Source organism: Nocardioides mangrovicus, assembly GCF_003674065.1.
GTDB classification, from domain to species: domain Bacteria; phylum Actinomycetota; class Actinomycetes; order Propionibacteriales; family Nocardioidaceae; genus Marmoricola; species Marmoricola mangrovicus.
Genome location: NZ_RDBE01000007.1, coordinates 154059 through 172841, shown reverse-complemented (window position 1 = coordinate 172841; position 18783 = coordinate 154059). Strand labels below are relative to the sequence as shown.

The 18783-nt window shown below is 72.6% G+C and carries 16 protein-coding genes; all 16 read right to left on the bottom strand.

Features of this window, described 5'->3' with window-relative positions; translation table 11 throughout:
- Nucleotides 1-332 (bottom strand): hypothetical protein (locus D9V37_RS20465; protein ID WP_198412481.1); only part of this gene is annotated, 332 nt, incomplete at its 3' end.
- Nucleotides 333-466: 134 nt separating this feature from the next.
- Nucleotides 467-3673, bottom strand: coding sequence for an isoleucine--tRNA ligase (ileS, locus tag D9V37_RS10290; RefSeq protein WP_121806075.1), 3207 nt, complete (start codon nt 3671-3673; stop codon nt 467-469).
- Between the two features lie 68 nt (nt 3674-3741).
- Entirely contained in the window at nt 3742-4602 is an 861-nt protein-coding gene (locus tag D9V37_RS10285) for a DivIVA domain-containing protein (protein WP_121806074.1), read from the bottom strand.
- A gap of 167 nt (nt 4603-4769) precedes the next feature.
- Nucleotides 4770-5060, bottom strand: a complete 291-nt coding sequence (locus tag D9V37_RS10280) for a YggT family protein (RefSeq protein WP_121806073.1) — start codon at nt 5058-5060, stop codon at nt 4770-4772.
- Between the two features lie 5 nt (nt 5061-5065).
- Nucleotides 5066-5587, bottom strand: coding sequence for a cell division protein SepF (locus D9V37_RS10275; protein ID WP_121806072.1), 522 nt, complete (start codon nt 5585-5587; stop codon nt 5066-5068).
- A 41-nt stretch (nt 5588-5628) separates the two neighbouring features.
- Entirely contained in the window at nt 5629-6336 is a 708-nt protein-coding gene (locus tag D9V37_RS10270; protein WP_121806071.1) for a YggS family pyridoxal phosphate-dependent enzyme, read from the bottom strand.
- On the bottom strand, nt 6333-7061 hold the full coding sequence (gene pgeF / locus D9V37_RS10265; protein WP_121806070.1) for a peptidoglycan editing factor PgeF: 729 nt from the start codon (nt 7059-7061) through the stop codon (nt 6333-6335). Before pgeF ends, D9V37_RS10270 begins: the two co-directional genes overlap by 4 nt.
- Nucleotides 7062-7075: 14 nt before the next feature.
- Nucleotides 7076-8338, bottom strand: coding sequence for a cell division protein FtsZ (ftsZ, locus tag D9V37_RS10260; protein ID WP_121806069.1), 1263 nt, complete (start codon nt 8336-8338; stop codon nt 7076-7078).
- A gap of 513 nt (nt 8339-8851) precedes the next feature.
- Complete coding sequence (locus D9V37_RS10255; protein WP_121806068.1) at nt 8852-9628, bottom strand: cell division protein FtsQ/DivIB; 777 nt, start codon at nt 9626-9628, stop codon at nt 8852-8854.
- Nucleotides 9625-11049, bottom strand: coding sequence for a UDP-N-acetylmuramate--L-alanine ligase (gene murC / locus D9V37_RS10250; protein ID WP_121806067.1), 1425 nt, complete (start codon nt 11047-11049; stop codon nt 9625-9627). The genes D9V37_RS10255 and murC overlap by 4 nt, the downstream gene beginning before the upstream one ends.
- Nucleotides 11046-12119: an undecaprenyldiphospho-muramoylpentapeptide beta-N-acetylglucosaminyltransferase gene (gene murG, locus D9V37_RS10245; protein WP_121806066.1), complete on the bottom strand. Its 1074-nt coding sequence runs from the start codon at nt 12117-12119 to the stop codon at nt 11046-11048. Before murG ends, murC begins: the two co-directional genes overlap by 4 nt.
- Nucleotides 12119-13381 (bottom strand): putative lipid II flippase FtsW, encoded by a 1263-nt coding sequence (gene ftsW, locus D9V37_RS10240; RefSeq protein WP_121806065.1) that lies wholly within the window; start codon nt 13379-13381, stop codon nt 12119-12121. Before ftsW ends, murG begins: the two co-directional genes overlap by 1 nt.
- Nucleotides 13378-14847 (bottom strand): UDP-N-acetylmuramoyl-L-alanine--D-glutamate ligase, encoded by a 1470-nt coding sequence (gene murD / locus D9V37_RS10235; RefSeq protein WP_121806516.1) that lies wholly within the window; start codon nt 14845-14847, stop codon nt 13378-13380. Before murD ends, ftsW begins: the two co-directional genes overlap by 4 nt.
- Nucleotides 14844-15914, bottom strand: coding sequence for a phospho-N-acetylmuramoyl-pentapeptide-transferase (mraY, locus tag D9V37_RS10230; protein WP_121806064.1), 1071 nt, complete (start codon nt 15912-15914; stop codon nt 14844-14846). The genes murD and mraY overlap by 4 nt, the downstream gene beginning before the upstream one ends.
- Nucleotides 15911-17293, bottom strand: coding sequence for a UDP-N-acetylmuramoyl-tripeptide--D-alanyl-D-alanine ligase (locus D9V37_RS10225; protein ID WP_121806063.1), 1383 nt, complete (start codon nt 17291-17293; stop codon nt 15911-15913). Before D9V37_RS10225 ends, mraY begins: the two co-directional genes overlap by 4 nt.
- Entirely contained in the window at nt 17290-18783 is a 1494-nt protein-coding gene (locus D9V37_RS10220) for a UDP-N-acetylmuramoyl-L-alanyl-D-glutamate--2,6-diaminopimelate ligase (RefSeq protein ID WP_121806062.1), read from the bottom strand. The genes D9V37_RS10225 and D9V37_RS10220 overlap by 4 nt, the downstream gene beginning before the upstream one ends.

Below are 18783 nucleotides of genomic sequence, written 5' to 3'. Positions count from 1 at the left end.
GCCTTCTTCGCGGCAGTCTTCTTCGCCGGGGCCGTCTTCTTGGCCGGTGCCGTCTTCTTCGCGGCGGTCTTCTTGGCCGGGGCCGTCTTCTTGGCCGGGGCCGTCTTCTTAGCCGGTGCCGTCTTCTTGGCCGGGGCCGTCTTCTTGGCCGGTGCCGTCTTCTTGGCGGCGGTCTTCTTGGCCGGTACCGCCTTCTTCGCGGCGGCCTTCTTCGCCGGCGCCGCCTTCTTCGCCGTAGCGCCGTTACCCGAGCCGGCCGCCTTCTTGCCGACCACCCGACGCGCCACGGAGCCGGCTCGACTGGCCAGCGACCTCGTGGTGGACCTTGCCATCACTCGCACCCTCTCCCGCAGGAAACGCGGATGAGGATATGTCGCCGGGTCCGGGTGGACAACACGCCGCACCGCACCCCGAGGGGCGAAAGCTGCCCGCCTGACCTGCGCGGATGCGCCTGATCTGGCGTAGTTCAGTCGACTTTGCGGACCTGCACGGTCGCCTCGCCCGAGCCGGTCGGCTCGACCACCAGCTCCGTGGCCAGCGTCTCGCGACGCACCAGGTCGGCCAGGTCGGTCCGCTCGGTCAGTGCGGCGGCCAGCTCCGGGTCTGCCGCGACGCTGAGCACGATCCGGTCCGAGACGTCCAGGTCGGCGTCGCGACGAGCCTGCTGCACGGTGCGGACCAGGTCGCGGACCAGGCCCTCGGCCGCGAGCTCGTCGGTGACCACGGTGTCCAGCACGACGAAGCCACCTCCGGGCAGCACGCCCGTGGCGACGCCCTCCTGGCCGCCGGCGGCCACGGTCTCCAGCTCGTACTCGCCCTCGACCAGCGCCAGCCCGCCGGCCACGACCGAGCCGTCGGGTTCGTGCGACCAGTCGCCGGACTTGGCGCCCCGGATCGCGACCTGCACGTCCTTGCCGAGCCGGGGTCCGGCCGCGCGGGCGTTGACGCTGAGGCGCTGCGAGACGCCGTAGCCGGCAGCCTCGTCGCTGTCGAGGGCCACACGCCGGACCGCCTTGACGTTGACCTCGGCCTCGACGATGTCGTCGAAGCCGGCCAGCGCGTCGGGGTCGGCCACGACGACGGTCAGCGAGCCCAGCGGCAGCCGGGTGCGCAGCCCGCCCGCCTTGCGCAGCGCCGAGGCGGCCGAGCACACCTCGCGCACCTGGTCCATGGCCGCGACCAGGGCGTCGTCGGCCGGCAGCTCCTCGGGAGTCGGGTAGTCGGTCAGGTGCACCGACCGCTCGCCGGTCAGCCCGCGCCAGATCTCCTCGGTGACCAGCGGCAGCAGGGGCGCGGCCGCCCGGCACACCACGTCGAGCACCGTGGCCAGAGTGCCGAACGCGGCGGCGCCGGACCGGGCGTCGGCCTCGCCGTCGGTCGACCAGAACCGCTCGCGGGAGCGACGGATGTACCAGTTGGTGAGCACGTCGACGAAGGTGCGGGTGGTCTCGCAGGCGTCGGCGACGGCGTATTCGTCGAGCTGTTGGGTCATCTGGGACACGTACTGACGGGCCTTGGCCAGCAGGTAGCGGTCCAGCGGGTCGGCGGAGTCCGTGCCGGGCGTCGCGTCCACGCCCGCCGCGTTGGCGTACAGGGCGAAGAAGTACCAGCTGTTCCACAGCGGGATCAGCACCTGGCGCACGGCGTCGCGGATGCCCTGCTCGGTGACGATGAGGTTCCCGCCGCGCAGGATCGGGCTGGCCATCAAGAACCAGCGCATCGCGTCGGCGCCGTCGCGGTCGAAGACCTCGGAGACGTCGGGGTAGTTGCGCAGCGACTTCGACATCTTCTGACCGTCGGAGCCCAGCACGATGCCGTGGCTGAGGCAGTTCTCGAAGGCGGGACGGTCGAAGATCGCGCTGGCCAGGATGTGCATGGTGTAGAACCAGCCGCGGGTCTGGCCGATGTACTCGACGATGAAGTCGCCCGGGTAGTGGTGGGTGAACCACTGCTCGTTCTCGAAGGGGTAGTGCACCTGGGCGTAGGGCATCGAGCCGGAGTCGAACCACACGTCGAGCACGTCGCTGACCCGGCGCATGGTGCTGGCGCCCGTCGGGTCGTCGGGGTTGGGCCGGGTGAGCTCGTCGACCCAGGGCCGGTGCAGGTCGACCTCTCCGTCGCGGTTGCGCGGCAGCCGGCCGAAGTCGGCCTCGATCTGGGCGAAGGAGCCGTAGACGTCGGTGCGCGGGTACGCGGGGTCGTCGCTGACCCAGACCGGCACCGGGGTGGCCCAGAACCGGTTGCGGGTGATGGACCAGTCGCGGGCGTTCTCCAGCCACTTGCCGAACTGGCCGTCGCGGATGTGGTCGGGCACCCAGCGGATGTCCTGGTTGAGCTCGACCATCCGGTCCTTGAACGCCGTCACCTCCACGAACCACGACGAGACGCCCTTGTAGATCAAGGGTTCGCGGCAGCGCCAGCAGTGCGGGTAGGAGTGGTCGTAGGTCTCGCGGCGCACCAGGACGGTGCCGGGCGTGACCGAGCCGCCGGTGCTCTTGAGGTCGTCGATGACGTGGAGGTTGGCGTCGAAGACCAGCATCCCGGCGTACTCCTCCACCGGCGCGGTGAAGCGGCCGTCCTTGCCCACCGGCATCACCGGCTCGATGCCCTCGCGGTCGGTGACCACCTTGTCGTCCTCACCGAACGCGCCCGCGGTGTGCACCAGCCCGGTGCCGTCGGTGGTGGTGACGAACTCGGCCGGTACCAGCCGGAACGCACCGCTGCGACCGCGGTAGTAGGAGAACGGCGGGTCGTAGGTCAGCCCGAGCAGCTCGGCGCCCCGGCCGCGCCAGACGACCTCGGGGTCCTGGCCCAGCTCGCGGGCGTAGGCCGAGAGCCGCGGCTCGGCGAGGAGGTAGCGGGTGCCCTCGACCGCGACGACGACGTAGTCGATGTCCTCGCCCACCATCACCGCGAGGTTGGAGGGCAGCGTCCACGGCGTCGTGGTCCACACCAGCACCTTGACGCCCTCGAACGGCCCCTCACTGGTGATCTCGAAGCCGACGGTGACGGCCGGGTCCTGGCGCATCTGGTAGACGTCGTCGTCCATGCGCAGCTCGTGGTTCGACAACGGCGTCTCGTCGTTCCAGCAGTAGGGCAGCACCCGGAAGCCCTCGTAGACGAAGCCCTTCTCGTGCAGCTGGGAGAAGGCCCAGATCACCGACTCCATGTAGTCGGCGTTGAGCGTGCGGTAGTCGTGGTCGAAGTCGACCCAGCGCGCCTGACGCGTGACGTACTCGCGCCACTCGTCGGTGTACTTGAGCACCGAGGCGCGACAGGCGTCGTTGAACTTCTCGATACCCAGCTCGAGGATCTCGTCGGTGGTCTTGATGCCGTTCAGGCGCATCGCCTCGAGCTCGGCGGGCAGGCCGTGGGTGTCCCAGCCGAACCGCCGCTCGACGCGCCGCCCGCGCATGGTCTGGTAGCGGGGGACGAGGTCCTTGACGTAGCCGGTGAGCAGGTGGCCGTAATGCGGCAGACCGTTGGCGAAGGGCGGGCCGTCGTAGAAGACGAACTCGTTGGCCCCGTCCTCACCGGCCGAGCGCTGCTCGACGCTGGCGCGGAAGGTGTCGTCGGCCTCCCAGTAGGCCAGCACGGCCCGCTCGAGGTCGGGGAAGCGCGGGCTGGCGGGGACGGAGGTGGAGTCGCCGGTGGCGGCCTTGGGGTAGCTCATCGCACCAGTCAGCGTAACGAGAGCGGGCCACCTGATTTCCTCAGGTGGCCCGCTCTCGAGACGTCGATCTAGTACTCGTCGTCGCCGAGCAGGGAGCGCAGCCGCTTGGGCGCCTCTCCCCCGCTGTCGAGCGAGGACACACCGGCCGGCGCCGCGTTGGCGTCGTTGTTCTCCAGCGAGGAGAGCTGCTGGGTGAAGTAGGACTTCAGCCGGCTGCGGTACTCGCGCTCGAAGGCCCGCAGGTTCTCGATCTCGGTGTCGAGGCGGCCCTTCTCCTTCTCCAGGTCGCCGAAGAGCTGGTTGCGCCGCTCAGCGGTCTCGGAGTCGAGCATCTGGGAGCGGGTGCGGGCGTCGGACTCGAGCCGGTCGGCGCGCAGCTTGGACTCGCTCTCCAGGCGCTCGGCCTGGCTGCGGGCGTCCTCGACCAGGCGCTCGGCGTCGGCCTGAGCCTCGGCGAGCATCTGGTCGGCGTTGTTCGTGGCGATCTCGAGCAGCCGCGCGGCGGCGGTGGAGGCCTCGGCGGCCGTGGTCACCCGGATCTCCTGCGGCGCCGCGGGAGCAGCGGCCACCACCGGAGCGGGCTCCGGCTCGGGCTCCGGCTCGGGGGCCTGCACGACGGGCTCGGGCTCCGGCTCGGGCTCCGGTTCGGGCTCGGGCTCGGGCTCGGGGGCCGCGGCCACCGGCTCGGGCTCGGGGGCCTGCTCGACGACGGTCGGTGCCGCCGGGGCCGCGGTCGCGGCCGGGGCGCTCGAGGCGGTCTCCTGCGCGACGCGCAGCTTCTCGCGCAGGTCGTTGTTCTCCTTGATCAGCCGGTCCAGCTCGTTCTCGACCTCGTCGAGGAACTGGTCGACCTCCCCCATGTCGTAGCCCTCGCGCAGCCGCACCGGCGTGAACCTCTTGTTGCTCACGTCCTCAGGCGTCAACGGCATGACAACACCCAACCTCTGCTTAGTCGTGGCCTGATGAGGGCCGATTCATGATCAGAATAGCCATATTCGTCGTGCCGTAGGGCAACTTCCGTCACATCTATCACACCGGACTCAAATGGCCACGACCCAGCGGGTACCCGATCGGCCACGACGTCGTGCGGCCCGGCTCAGCCGAAGACGACGCCGATCAGTCGCAGCAGGATGTAGGCGATCAGCAGCACGATGAGCGGGCTGAGGTCCAGGGCCATCGCGCCCAGCCGGATCGGCGGCAGCACCTTGCGGACCGCCTTGATCGGCGGGTCGGTGACCGAGTAGATCGCCTCGAGCACCACCAGCGAGAAGCCGTGCGGCACCCAGTCGCGGGCGAAGACCTGCACCCAGTCCATGACGAACCGCGCGAAGAGCAGCAGGATGAAGAGCAGGACCACCGAGGAGAGGACGGTCCCGATGACGGCCATCGGCGTCAGCTCTGGTTGAAGAAGCCGCCCTCGGCGATCCGCTGCTTGTCCTCGGCGGCCACGGAGACGTTGGGGGGCGAGAGCAGGAACACCTTGTTCGTCACACGCTCGATGGTGCCACGGGTGGCAAAGACCAGACCCGCGGCGAAGTCCACCAGCCGCTTGGCGTCGCCGTCGGACATCTCCGAGAGGTTCATGATCACCGGCACGCCGTCGCGGAAGTTCTCACCGATCACCCGCGCCTCGTTGTAGGTCCGCGGGTGCAGCGTGGTGATGCGCGACATCGACGCCACGCGCGCCGACGGCGCCGGGCCGCTCTCGCTCACCGGGCTGACCGGTCGGCGCCGCTCGTCGAGACGCGAGACCGCACGGCTGTCCTCGGGGACGCCGGCCGACGCCGACGTGTGCTGGACGGACTGCTGCTGCGAGACGTGGGCCGACTCGTCGTCGTAGGAGCCCTCGTAGTAGGGGTCACCGTCCTCGAGCAGGCCGAGGTAGACCCCCATCTTGCGCATCGTGCCGGCCATGACGAGCTCTCCTCCGCTGGACTGCCTGCCTGTCCAGGACACTACCGAGCAGAGGGCCTCGGACCGAGGACCGCGCTCCCGACACGCAGGAGTGTCGCGCCCGCGGACACGGCCTGCTCCAGGTCGCCGCTCATCCCGGCTGAGATCCACGTCGCCTCCGGGTGGTCCTCGCGCAGTCGGGCCGCCAGCCGGGCCAACCGGTCGAAGGCGGGTGCGGGTGGCTCGCCCAGCGGCGCGACGGCCATCAGGCCACGCAGCTGCAGGCCCTCGGTGGCGGCGACGGCGTCGGCCAGGGCGGCGACCTCCTCGGGACGCGCACCGCCGCGAGCGGCGTCGGGCTCGGCGTCCAGCTGCACCTGCACGGTCACCTCCAGCGGCCGGCCTCGCTCGTGCGCGCCGCGCGAGAGCGGGGCGAGCAGCTTGCGCCGGTCGACCGACTGCACGACGTCGGCGTAGCCCGCGACCGCGGCCGCCTTGTTGCTCTGCAGGTTGCCCACGAAGTGCCAGACCAGCTCCAGGTCGGCGAGCTCGGCGGTCTTCTGCGAGGCCTCCTGATGACGGCTCTCGGCCACCTCGGCGACACCGAGCCCGGCCAGCGTGCGCACGTCGGCGGCGGGGAAGAACTTGGTGACCACGACCAGCCGGATGCCGGCCGCGTCTCGGCCGGCGGCGGCCGCGGCGGCGTCGACCCGGGACCGCACCGCCGCCAGGTTCGCGGCGAGCTCGTCGCGCCGCATCGCCTCGCTCATGCCACCAACCGGATCAGCCCGGCCAGCCGTCCCGACCGCGGGCCCTCGCCGCGGTAGGAGAACAGGTCCTCGCTCTCGCGGGTGCAGCGCGAGAGGTCGACCACCGCGACGTCGGCGCGGGCCAGCTGGGCGCGCACGCCGGCGCCGATGTCGAGGGCCGGCGTGCCCCAGCTCGTGGTGGCCCGGGTGGCCGGCTCGAGGGTCGCCACCTCCTCCTGGAGGTCGGCGGGCACCTCGTAGCAGGCCCCGCACACGTGCGGGCCGACCCAGCCGGTGATGTCGCGTGCGCCGAGCTCGCGCATCCGGGCGACGGCGGCCGGCACCACGCCCTTGGCCACGCCGGGCCGCCCGGAGTGCACGGCCGCCACGACCCCGGCGTCGGGATCGGCCAGCAGCACCGGTACGCAGTCGGCAGCGCGGGCCAGCAGCACGACGTCGTGGGAGGTGGTGACCAGCGCGTCGCCACGGGGGCGGCCGGGTCCGGCGTGCTCCTCGGCCACCACGACGTGCGCCCCGTGCACCTGGTCGAGGTCCAGCCACCGGGCTCCGGGGGCGAACGCCGCCAGGACCCGCCGGTGGTTCTCGGCCACCGCGGCCGGCTCGTCACGGTCGGGCCCGCCGCCGAAGCCCAGGTTCAACGAGTCGAACGGCGCGTGGCTGACGCCGCCGTGGCGGTCGGTGAAGGCCACCTCGACGCGGCCGAGTCGGTCACGGGCGGCGAACACGTCGCCAGTCTGACCTACTTGAGGAAGTCCGGGACGTCGAGGTCGTCGCCCTCGCCGGCGGCGCTGGGCTGCGACGGCGCCGGTCGCGTGGGCCGGGTGCCGACGCTGACGGTCTCGCGCGGCTCACGCGACTCCGGGGTCTCGGTCCGCTGCTCCGGCTCGGCCTCGCCGCGCTGCTTGGCCAGCTCGGCCGGGGCCGGCGGCTTGTTCGCACCGGCGTCGGCCTGGCCCTCGCCGGGTCGGCGCAACGCGGCCGCGGCGGCGCGGGTCTCGGCCTGGGTCTGCTGCGGCACCAGCCGACGCCCCGACTCGGGCTCGCGGCGCTTGGGCCGGCCCCCGTCGAAGCCGGCGGCGATGACGGTGACGCGCACCTCGTCGCCCAGGGCGTCGTCGATGGTGGCGCCGAAGATGATGTTGGCGTCGGGGTGCACGGCCTCGGAGACCATGGCCGCGGCCTCGTTGATCTCGAACAGGCCGAGGTCGGAGCCGCCGGCGATGGAGAGCAGGACGCCGTGGGCGCCGTCGACCGACTCCTCCAGCAGCGGGCTGGAGACCGCCATCTCGGCGGCCGAGACCGCGCGGTCCTCCCCGCGGGCGGAGCCGATGCCCATGAGCGCCGAGCCGGCGTTGGACATCACCGACTTCACGTCGGCGAAGTCGAGGTTGATCAGGCCCGGGGTGGTGATCAGGTCGGTGATGCCGCTGACGCCCTGCAGGAGCACCTGGTCGGCCTGCTTGAAGGCGTCGAGCATGGAGACGTTGCGATCGGAGATCGAGAGCAGCTTGTCGTTGGGGATGACGATGAGGGTGTCGACCTCCTCGCGGAGCTTCTCGATGCCCTCGTCGGCCGAGCCCGCGCGACGCCGGCCCTCGAAAGCGAACGGGCGGGTGACGACGCCGATGGTCAGCGCGCCCAGCGAGCGGGCGATCTTGGCCACGACGGGGGCTCCACCGGTGCCGGTGCCGCCGCCCTCGCCGGCGGTCACGAAGACCATGTCGGCGCCCTTGAGCACCTCCTCGATCTCCTCGGCGTGATCCTCGGCCGCCTTGCCCCCCACCTCGGGGTTGGCGCCGGCGCCGAGCCCGCGGGTCAGCTCGCGGCCGATGTCGAGCTTGACGTCGGCGTCGCTCATCAGCAGGGCCTGGGCGTCGGTGTTGATGGCGATGAACTCCACGCCCTTCAACCCGACCTCGATCATGCGGTTGACCGCGTTCACACCGCCGCCGCCGATACCGACGACCTTGATGACGGCGAGGTAGTTCTGGGGTGCTGCCACGGGGTGCCTCCCGGTCATGTGGGTCGAAATCTGGGAGCGACGCGCCGGTCGTCGATGAACCTTAACCTTCAAGTAGAGGGTTATAGTTATGTCAACCTGTGGTCGCAGGACCAACGTAGGTAGCCCCCTCGCACAGGCCGGGAGGACACGCGGGGACGACCCGACAATTCTTGGACGTCGTGCTGAGACGTCGGGTTCTTGCTGGTCTTGCGTCCTGAGGCGTCGCGTTGCCGCTGGTCTTGGGTGGTGAGGCGTCGCATTGCCGCTGGTTTCAGACCCCCGTGCCCCTGGTTCAGACCCCCGTGCCCCTGGTTCAGAACCCCGTGCCCGAGGTCTCAGACCAACCCCGCCCTACCGCTCATGGCGCGGACATCACGACTGCTGGTGGTCTCGCCCAGGTGTCGCATCTCGCCGGCCCTGGATGCGGGCTTCGCCCGACGGGCAGGACCAACGGGATCCGACGCCTCGGCTCCTACCCGGTGAGCTCGCTGCGCGAGCGCACCGGGTGCTCACTCAACGCGTTGTAGGCCGGCCGGGCACCGATACGTCGATCTGCTTGCTGTCCCTCGTGAGCAGCACTGCCAGCACGGCGGCCTTCTGGGCCGAGTCCGTCGCACTCCCCCACACCACGGTGCGGCCGCTGCGCATGGTGAGGGTGATCTGGTCGACGGTGGCGACCGAGACGTGGTCGACCTTGGCCAGGACGCCGGCAGGCAGGGACGACACCACGTCGGCGACCTCGCGCAGTGCGGCGGTGTCGGCGTCGCCGCTGTCGCGGATCTCGGGTAGTCCGGCGGGGCGGGAGTCGTAGGGCCGGAACAGCACGCCGTCGGAGGAGAGCCCCCGCAGGTGGCCGGCGACCTCCACCACGGCGACCGCGGTGCGCTCGGTGATCTTGATCCGCACCTCGTGCGGCCAGTCGCGGCTGACCTGGACCGACCTCACCGCCGGCATCGACCCGACCCGCTGCCGGATCGCCTCCAGGTCGACGCGGGCCAGGGGCCGGCCCAGCGGCACCTGGGCCTGGCCGGTGACGGCGACGCCCGAGAGGTAGGAGTTGCCGGTGACCACCGTGCGACGCGCGGTGAGCAGGTCGGAGAACCACACGGCGTAGGCCGAGCCCGCCAGCAGCACCAGCACCACGACGCCGGCGACCCAGCGCAACCAGCGATGCCGGCGCAGACCGTGGCGCAGGGGGCGTCGACGCGGTCGCCGACGGGCGAGCACCGGCACGGTCTCCTCGGTGTCGGTCTCGACATCGCCCTGGGTGTCGTCACGGACAGCGGTCACGACGTTCCTCCGTCCTGCAGCAGGTCGAGCACCTCGGGTCCGAGCAGGGTGACGTCGCCGGCCCCGAGGATCAGCACGACGTCGCCGGGACGCGCGCGTCGCACCAGCTCGCCCGGCACGTCGGCGAACCGGGGCACGAAGCGCACCGCCTCGTCCGGCAGCGGCACCGCCTCGGCGACCATCGCGCCACTGACGCCGGGCTCGGGGTCCTCGCGCGCGACGTAGATGTCCAGCACGACCACCGCGTCGGCCGCGCCGAGGGCCTCGCCCATCTGGACGCCGAAGTGCTTGGTGCGCGAGACCAGGTGCGGCTGGAAGGCGACGACCACCCGCCCCTCCCCCGCGATCGAGCGGGCGGCCTGCAGGTCGCCGGCGATCTCGCGCGGGTGGTGGGCGTAGCTGTCGTAGACACGGACGCCGCGCACCGTGCCCTTGTGCTCCATCCGCCGCCGGGTGCCGGTGAAGGAGGCCAGGCCACGGGCCAGGTCGTCGAAGGCGTACCCCAGGCCGAGCCCGCAGTCGAGCGCCGCCAGGGCGTCGAGGACGTAGTGGCGCCCGGGGATCTGCAGCTCGACGGTGCCGGCCGACCGGCCGGCCACCTCGACCTCGAAGCGGGAGGTGGTGCCGGCGAAGACGACGTCGACGGCGCGCACGGCCGCGGCAGGCGACTCACCGACCGTCCGCGCCACGACGCCCGCCTGCTGGGCGACCCCGACCAGGGCGGCCGCGCCCGGGTCGTCGACGCAGAGCGTGATGCCGCTGCCGCCGGGGTCGATCCGGCCGACGAAGGTGTCGAAGGCGGCCCGGTAGGCCGCTTCGGTGCCGTAGTTGTCGAGGTGGTCGGCCTCGACGTTGGTCACGATCGCAGCCGACGGGGAGTAGACCAGGAAGGCGCCGTCGCTCTCGTCGGCCTCGGCGACGAACAGGTCGCCGGAGCCGTCGTGGGCGTTGGACCCGGTCTCGTTGAGGTCGCCGCCGATGGCGAAGGAGGGGTCGGCGCCGCAGGCCTGCAGGGCCACGGTGAGCAGCGAGGTGGTGGTGGTCTTGCCGTGCGTACCGGCGACGGCGACCGAGCGGCGACCCTGCATCACCGACTCCAGCGCGGCCGAGCGGGGCAGGAGGCGCACGCCCAGCCGCCGGGCCTCGGCCACCTCGGGGTTGTCCTCGCGCACGGCGGTGGAGACCACGAGCGTGTCGACGCCGTGCACGTGGGAGGCGTCGTGGCCGACGAACACGCGAGCGCCGAGCGCCCGGAGGGCATCGAGGGTGACCGACTCCCGGGCGTCGCTGCCGGAGACCGTCAGCCCGCGAGCCAGCATGATCCTTGCGATGCCCGACAGCCCGGCGCCGCCGATGCCGACGAAGTGCACGTGGCCCAGCTCCTCGGCCGGCAGCAGGACGTCGGGCACCGGCGCCTTCACGCGGTCACCGCCGCGAGGATCATGTCGACCAGCCGCTCGTCGGCGTCGAGCGGGATCACGTCGGCGGCGGCCTTCGACATCGCCACCAGCCGGCGCGGGTCGGTGAGCAGCGCCGGCACGTGGTCGGCCACCCACTCCGGAGTGAGCGTCTCGTCGGCCACCAGCAGCCCGCCGCCGGCGTCGACCACCGGGGCGGCGTTGAGCGCCTGCTCGCCGTTGCCGATCGGCAGCGGGACGTAGATCGCCGGCAGTCCGACGCCGGAGACCTCGGTGACGGTGTTGGCCCCGGCCCGGCACAGCACCGCGTCGGCCGCGGCGTAGGCCAGGTCCATCCGGTCGACGTAGCGCTCGACGACGTAGGGCGGCGTGCTGCCGGGTGCGGGCACGTCGTTGTTGGGTCCGACCACGTGGAGCACCTGCACGCCGGCGGAGGCGAAGGCCGCCGCCGCGCCCAGGACCGCCTGGTTGAGCCGCCGGGCGCCCTGCGAGCCGCCGGTGACCAGCAGCGTCGGCGCCTCGGCGTCGAGGCCGAAGTGGGCGCGGGCCACCTCGCGCAGGTCGCCACGGTCGAGGGTGGAGATCATCCGCCGCACCGGGAGACCGATGTAGACGCCGTGGCGCAGCTCGGTGCCGGGGAAGCTGGTGGCGACGTGGTGGGTGAAGCGGGCGCCGAGCCGGTTGGCCAGCCCCGGCTTGGCGTTGCCCTCGTGCACGACGATCGGCAGCCGGCGCCGTCGCGCGGCCAGGTAGGCGGGCACCGACACGTAGCCGCCGAAGCCGACCACGACGTCGGGGCGCACGCGGTCGAGCACCTCCAGGGCCGCCTTGACGGTGGCCCGCAGCCGGGCCGGGGTCCGCAGCAGGTCGGCGTCGAGCTTGCGCGAGAGCGGCACGGGCGGCACGAGCTCCAGGGGGTAGCCGGCGGCCGGCACCACCCGGTTCTCCAGCCCGCGCGGGGTGCCGAGGGCGGTGACCTCGGTCGAGGGGTCGCGGCGGACGAGCGCGTCGGCGGTGGCCAGCAGCGGTGAGGTGTGCCCCGCCGTGCCCCCGCCGGCCAGGAGCACCCGCATCAGCGGGCCTTGGCCGTGGCGCCCGGCGCGCGGGACCGGCGGCGTCGGCGCAGCTGCAGTGCCTGCGCCGCGCCCGGCTCGTGGCGGGCGAAGGAGACCAGCAGCCCGATGCCCACCAGCTCGGGCACCAGCGACGAGCCGCCGTAGGAGACCAGCGGCAGCGGGATGCCGATCACCGGCAGCAGCGCCAGCACCATGCCGATGTTGATAATCATCTGCACGGTCAGCCAGACCGTGATGCCGGCGGCCATGTAGCGCACGAACGGGTCCTGGGCCTGCAGCGCGATCCTGATGCCGGCGTAGGCGATGGCCAGGAACAGCGAGAGCACCAGCAGCGTGCCGACCAGGCCGAGCTCCTCGCCCAGGACGGCGAAGATGAAGTCGGTGTGGGGGTAGGGCAGCGTGCCCCACTTCTGCTGCGAGGCCCCGATGCCCTTGCCGAAGATGCCGCCGCTGGCGATGCCGAGGATGCCGTGACCGGCCTGGTAGCCGGTGCCGGAGAAGTCCTCGAAGGGGTTGGCGAAGCTGGTCAGCCGGGCCATGCGGACGGGGCTGGTGGCGGCGAGCGTGAGGCAGACGACGCCGGCGGTGCTCGCGGCGGCGACGAAGAACTTCATCGGGGCGCCGGCCACCCACAGCAGCCCGAGCGTGATCGCGAACAGCACCAGGCCGGTGCCGAGGTCGCCGCCGAGCACGACCACGAGCCCGACGATGGTGGCCACCATCGGCACGACCGGCACCATCACGTGGCGCCAGTCGCCGAGCAGCCGGTCCTTGCGGGCGTAGATGTGGGAGATCCACAAGATCAAGGAGAACTTGGCGACCTCGGCCGGCTGGATCTGGAACGGCCCGCCGAGGCTGAGCCAGTTGCGGTTGCCGTTGACGGTGACGCCGAGCGGGCTCTGGGTCGCAGCGATCAGCGCGAGCGAGACGACGATGGCCAGCCACGCGAACCGGCGTACGACGTGGTGCGGCACCCGGATGACCAGCACCGCGACCGGCAGCCCGATGGCCACCCAGATCACCTGACGGATGAACCAGTGGTAGCTGTTGCCGTAGGCCTTGAAGGCCGAGACGCTGGAGGCGCTGAGCACCTCCATCAGCCCGATGGCCAGCAGCAGCCCGCTCGCCCCGACGAGCAGGTAGTACGGGGTGAGCGGCTTGTCGAGGGTCTCGCGGACCGAGGCGGTCCAGGAGCCGAGCCACCCACGGACGCCGGCGACCGCGCCCAGCGGAGCGTGCGGCTCGGCCTGGGTGGTCACGGTCGGCCCCCTCCTCTGCGGTGCACCGCCGCGGCGAAGGCGTCCCCGCGGGCGGCGTAGTCGTCGAACTGGTCCTTGGAGGCACAGCCCGGCGCCAGCAGCACGGTGTCTCCGGGTCGGGCGAGCGAGCCGGCAGCGGCCACCACGGCCTCCATCAGGGGAGTCTCGTCCGACTCGACCTCGATGACCGGCACATCCGGCGCGTGTCGCCGCAGGGCTTCGCGCACCACGGCGGCGTCCTGGCCCAGGAGCACCACGCCGCGCAGCCGTTCGCGGACCCGCGTGACGAGGTCGTCGAACCCCGCCCCCTTGGCCTGGCCGCCCGCGACCCACACCACCGGGTCGTAGGCCTGCAACGAGGCCAGCGCGGCCGGCGGGTTGGTGGCCTTGGAGTCGTCGACCCAGGCGACGTCGTCGTACGTGGCGACGGTGGCGATGCGGTGGCCGTCGGGGCGGAAGGTCCGCAGCGCCTCGCGCACCGCCTCGGCCGGGACGCCGTGGGAGCGGGCGAGCGCGGCCGCGGCCAGGGCGTCGGCGACGTAGTGGGGCGCCGGGGAGTACAGGTCGCCCAGCGTGCACAGCTCCAGCGCGCTGGTCTGCCGCTCGTCGATGAACGCCCGGTCGCACAAGACGTCGTCGACCACCCCGAGCATCCCGACCCCCGGGGTGCCGAGGGTGAAGCCGATGGCCCGGGCGCCCTCGGTGACCTCGGCGTCGCGCACCAGCTGCTCGGTGACCGGATCGGCGACGTTGTAGACGCAGGCCCGCTCCACCCCGGCGTAGATCCGGCCCTTGTCGGCGGCGTACTCCCGCATCGAGGGGTACCAGTCCAGGTGGTCCTCGGCCACGTTGAGCACGGCTGCGGACTCGACCGCGACGCTGTGCACGTAGTGCAGCTGGAAGCTGGACAGCTCGACGGCCACCACGTCGTAGGGCTGGTCATGGGTCCGGGGGTCCATCACCACCTCGGTGAGCGGCAGCCCCACGTTGCCCGCGGCGACGCTGCGCAGCCCGGCCGCCCGCAGCATCGCGGCCAGCATCTGCACGGTGGTGGTCTTGCCGTTGGTGCCGGTGACGGCCAGCCAGGGCGCCGGCCGCCCGGTCCTGGGGTCGACCTCGCGCAGCCGCCAGGCCAGCTCCACCTCGCCCCACACCGCCACGTCGCGCGCGGCGGCCTGCGCCAGCAGCGGCGACGTCGGCTTCCAGCCCGGCGAGGTGACGACGAGGTCGACGTCCTCGGGCAGCGTCGCGGTGGCGCCCTCCCCCAGCCGCACCGTCGCGCCCAGGCTCTCCAGGAGCTCGGCCTGCTCGCGGCGGCGGTCGGTGAGGCTCTCGTCGAGCGCCGTGACCTGCGCGCCGAGGAAGGTCAGGTTGTCGGCCGCGGCGTAGCCGGACACGCCGAAGCCGGCGACCACGACGCGCAGCCCGGACCAGTCGGAGGTGCGGGAGAGGGAGTCGGGGTTCACGTGCCCGCCACCCACTCGGCGTAGAAGACCCCCAGTCCGGTGGCGACGAACAGGCCGGCCAGGATCCAGAAGCGGATGGTGACCGTCACCTCGGCCCAGCCCAGCAGCTCGAAGTGGTGGTGCAGCGGCGCCATCCGGAAGAGCCGGCGGCCCTTGGTGGCCTTGAAGAAGCCGACCTGCAAGATCACCGAGAGCGTCTGCAGCACGAAGAGCCCGCCGAGCAGCGCGAGCAGGATCTCGGTGCGGGTGAGGATCGCGAAGCCGGCCAGCGCGCCGCCCAGGGCCAGCGAGCCGGTGTCGCCCATGAAGATCTGGGCGGGCGAGGCGTTCCACCACAAGAAGCCGAAGCAGGCGCCGGTGATGGCGGCGGCGACGACGGCCAGGTCGAGCGGGTCGCGCACCTCGTAGCAGGCCGGACCCGGCTTGATCTCGCAGGACTGGTTGTTCTGCCAGATGTTCACCAGCGTGTAGGCGCCGAAGACCATGGTCGAGGCGCCGGTGGCGAGGCCGTCGAGGCCGTCGGTGAGGTTGACGGCGTTGGAGGCGCCGGCGATGAGGACGACGATGAACACCACGCCGAGCCACATCGGCAGGTTCAGCCAGCCCAGGTCGCGGATGAACGAGACCGCGCTGCTGCCCGGCGTCATGCCGCGGGAGTCCTCCAGCTGCGGCCACAGCGCCAGGAAGCCGAAGACGACCGCGATGACGGTCTGGCCGATGAACTTGGCCTTGCTGCGCAGCCCGAGGTTGCGCTGCTTGTAGATCTTGATGAAGTCGTCGAGGAAGCCGACGGTGCCCAGGCCCACGTAGAGGAAGAGCAGCAGGATCGCCGACCAGGTGGGGCCGTTGCCGGTGAGCAGCTTGGCCAGGAAGTAGCCGATGGTGCTGGCCAGGACGATGACCAGGCCACCCATGGTGGGCGTGCCGCGCTTGGTCTGGTGGCTGACCGGGCCGTCCTCGCGGATGAGCTGGCCGAAGCCGTGGCGGGCGAGCACCGTAATGGCCACGCGGGTGCCGATGAGGGTGAAGATCAGCGAGAGTCCGCCGGCGAGCAGGACACCCCTCATGCCTCGCCCTCCATCAGCGCCTCGGCCACCCGTTCCAGTGCTGCGCCGCGCGACGCCTTCACCAGCACGACGTCGGGGGCCTGCACAGTCTCCCCCACGATGCGCGTCGCCTCGTGCACGTCACGCGTGCGGAGTGGCGTTCGCGACATCGCGGCCGCGCCGTCGGCGATCGCCGCGGCGCCCTCGCCGACGACGACGAGCCGGTCGATGCCGAGCTCGGCCACCAGCGCTCCGACCGCGCGGTGCTCGACCTCGGCGGAGTCCCCGAGCTCGAGCATCTCCCCCAGCACCGCCACGGTGCGGGCGCCGGTGCTGCGGCCGATGGCGGCCAGCGTCTGCAGCGCGGCGCGCATCGAGTCGGGGTTGGCGTTGTAGGCGTCGTTGACCACGCGCAGCCCGTCGGCCCGCTCGAGCAGCTGCATGCGCCACTTCGAGAGCGACTCGACCGCGCGCAGCGACGCCGCGACGTCGGCCAGCGACAGCCCGGCGGCGAGCGCGGCGGTGGCGGCGGCCGCCGCGTTCGTCGCGTGGTGCTCGCCCAGCAGCCGCAGTGCCACCTCCTCGTGCCGAGCGCCGTGGGTCAGCACGAAGCGGGCGCGGCCGAGCTCGTCGAGGTGCAGGTCGCCGAAGCGGACGTCGGCGTCCTCGGCCGTGCCGAAGGTGAGCACGTGGCCGGCGCTGCGCGAGGCCATGGCCCGCACCCGCGGGTCGTCGGCGTTGAGCACCGCCGTGCCGGTGGCGTCGAGTGCCTCCACCAGCTCGCCCTTGGCCTGGGCGATGGCGTCCTGGCTGCCGAACTCGCCGATGTGCGCGCGGCCGACGTTGAGCACGACCGAGATGTCCGGGCGAGCGATGGCGCACAGCCGGGCGAGGTGGCCGATGCCGCGCGCGCCCATCTCCAGCACCAGGAACCGGGTCTGGTCGGTGACCCGCAGCACGGTGAGCGGGAACCCGATCTCGTTGTTGAAGGACCCGTACGTCGCGACCGTCGGCCCGGCGTCGGCCAGCACGCGGGCCAGCAGGTCCTTGGTGCTGGTCTTGCCCTGCGAGCCGGTGAGCGCGACGACGGTGAGCCCGCCGGCGGCGCGGCGCCGGGCGAGCACCTCGCGAGCGAGGTCGCCGAGCGCACGCTGCACGTCGTCGACCACCACGGTCGGTCCCTCGACCGGACGTGAGCCGAGCACACCGGCGGCACCGCCCGCGAGCGCGGCGGCGGCGAAGTCGTGGCCGTCGACCCGCTCCCCCGCGAACGCGACGAACAACCCTCCGGTCACCGGCGACCGGCTGTCGAGGAAGGCCTCGCCACCCACCTCGACGTCGTCGCCCTCGAGCCGGCCGCCCACGATGGAGGCGATCTCGGCGAGCCGCAGCCCGATCATGGTGCGATCAGCTCGCGCAGCACCTCGCGGTCGTCGAAGGGATGCACCACCCCGTCGACCTCCTGCCCGGTCTCGTGGCCCTTGCCGGCCACCAGCACGACGTCGCCCGGCCGCGCCAGCGAGACCGCCAGCGCGATGGCCTGGCGTCGCCGGTCGACCTCGTGCACCTCGGCGGAGGTGTCCGGCGGGATGCCGTCGAGGACGGCGCGGCGGATCGCGGCGGGGTCCTCGGTGCGCGGGTTGTCGTCGGTGACGATGACGACGTCGGCCAGGCGCGCGGCGATCTCGCCCATCAGCGGACGCTTGCCGGGGTCGCGGTCGCCGCCGGCTCCGATGACCACCACGAGTCGGCCGCGGGTCACCGGGAGCAGCGCGCCGAGCGCGGCCTCGACCGCGTCGGGCTTGTGGGCGTAGTCGACCACCGCCAGCCAGTCCTGCCCGGCGTCGATCCGCTCCAGGCGCCCGGGGACGCCGCCGCCGGCCGCGATGCCCGCGGCCACGGCCTCGACGTCGAGCCCGGCCTCGCCCGCGGCAGCGACGGCGGCCAGGGCGTTGGCGACGTTGAACGTGCCCGGCAACGGCACGCCGGCCGCGAAGGAGCCGTCGGGGCCGACGACGGTGAAGGAGGCGCCGTCGGGGCGCAGCTCGACGTCGACCGCACGCCAGTCGGCGTCGGCGCCGGCGGTGGAGAAGGTGGTGATCGCGATGCCGGCCTCGTCCACCAGCCGCCGGCCGTGCTCGTCGTCGACGTTCACCAGCCCGCGCCGCGCCCGCTGCGGGGTGAACAGCGAGGCCTTGGCGGCGAAGTACTCCTCCAGGTCGCGGTGGAAGTCGAGGTGGTCGCGGCCCAGGTTGGTGAACACGGCGACGTCGAAGACCACACCGTCGACCCGGCCCATCACCAGCGCGTGGCTGGAGACCTCCATCGCGCAGGCCGTGACGCCCTGCTCGCGCATCACGGCGAAGAGGGCGTGCAGGTCGGGCGCCTCGGGCGTGGTGAGCGAGGTCTTGACGTCGCGGCCGGCGATACGGGTGCCGATGGTGCCGACGACGCCGGCGGGCACGTGCGCGCCGAGCAGCCCGGACTCCAGCAGCCGGGTGACGGTCGTCTTGCCCTGCGTGCCGGTGACGCCGACCAGCGTGAGGTCGCGCGCCGGTTCGCCGTAGACGCGGGCCGCGAGGTCGCCCAGCCGGGCCCGCGGGTCGGGCACCACCAGCGTCGGGACACCGAGGTCGCGCGCGCCGACGGGGTCGGTGAGCACGGCGACGGCGCCGTTCGCCACCGCCTGCGCGGCGTAGTCGGCACCGTGGGCGCGGCTGCCCGGCAGGGCGGCGTAGAGGTCGCCGGGCGCCACCCGCTGGGAGCTGAGCGTCAGCCCGGTGACGACGACGCCGTCGCCGTCCTGCGGCGCCGCGACGCCGAGCCAGCCGGCGACGGCGGCGAGCGGCGTCCGCACCGGCGCGGCCGGGCGGACCAGGAGATCGGGCAT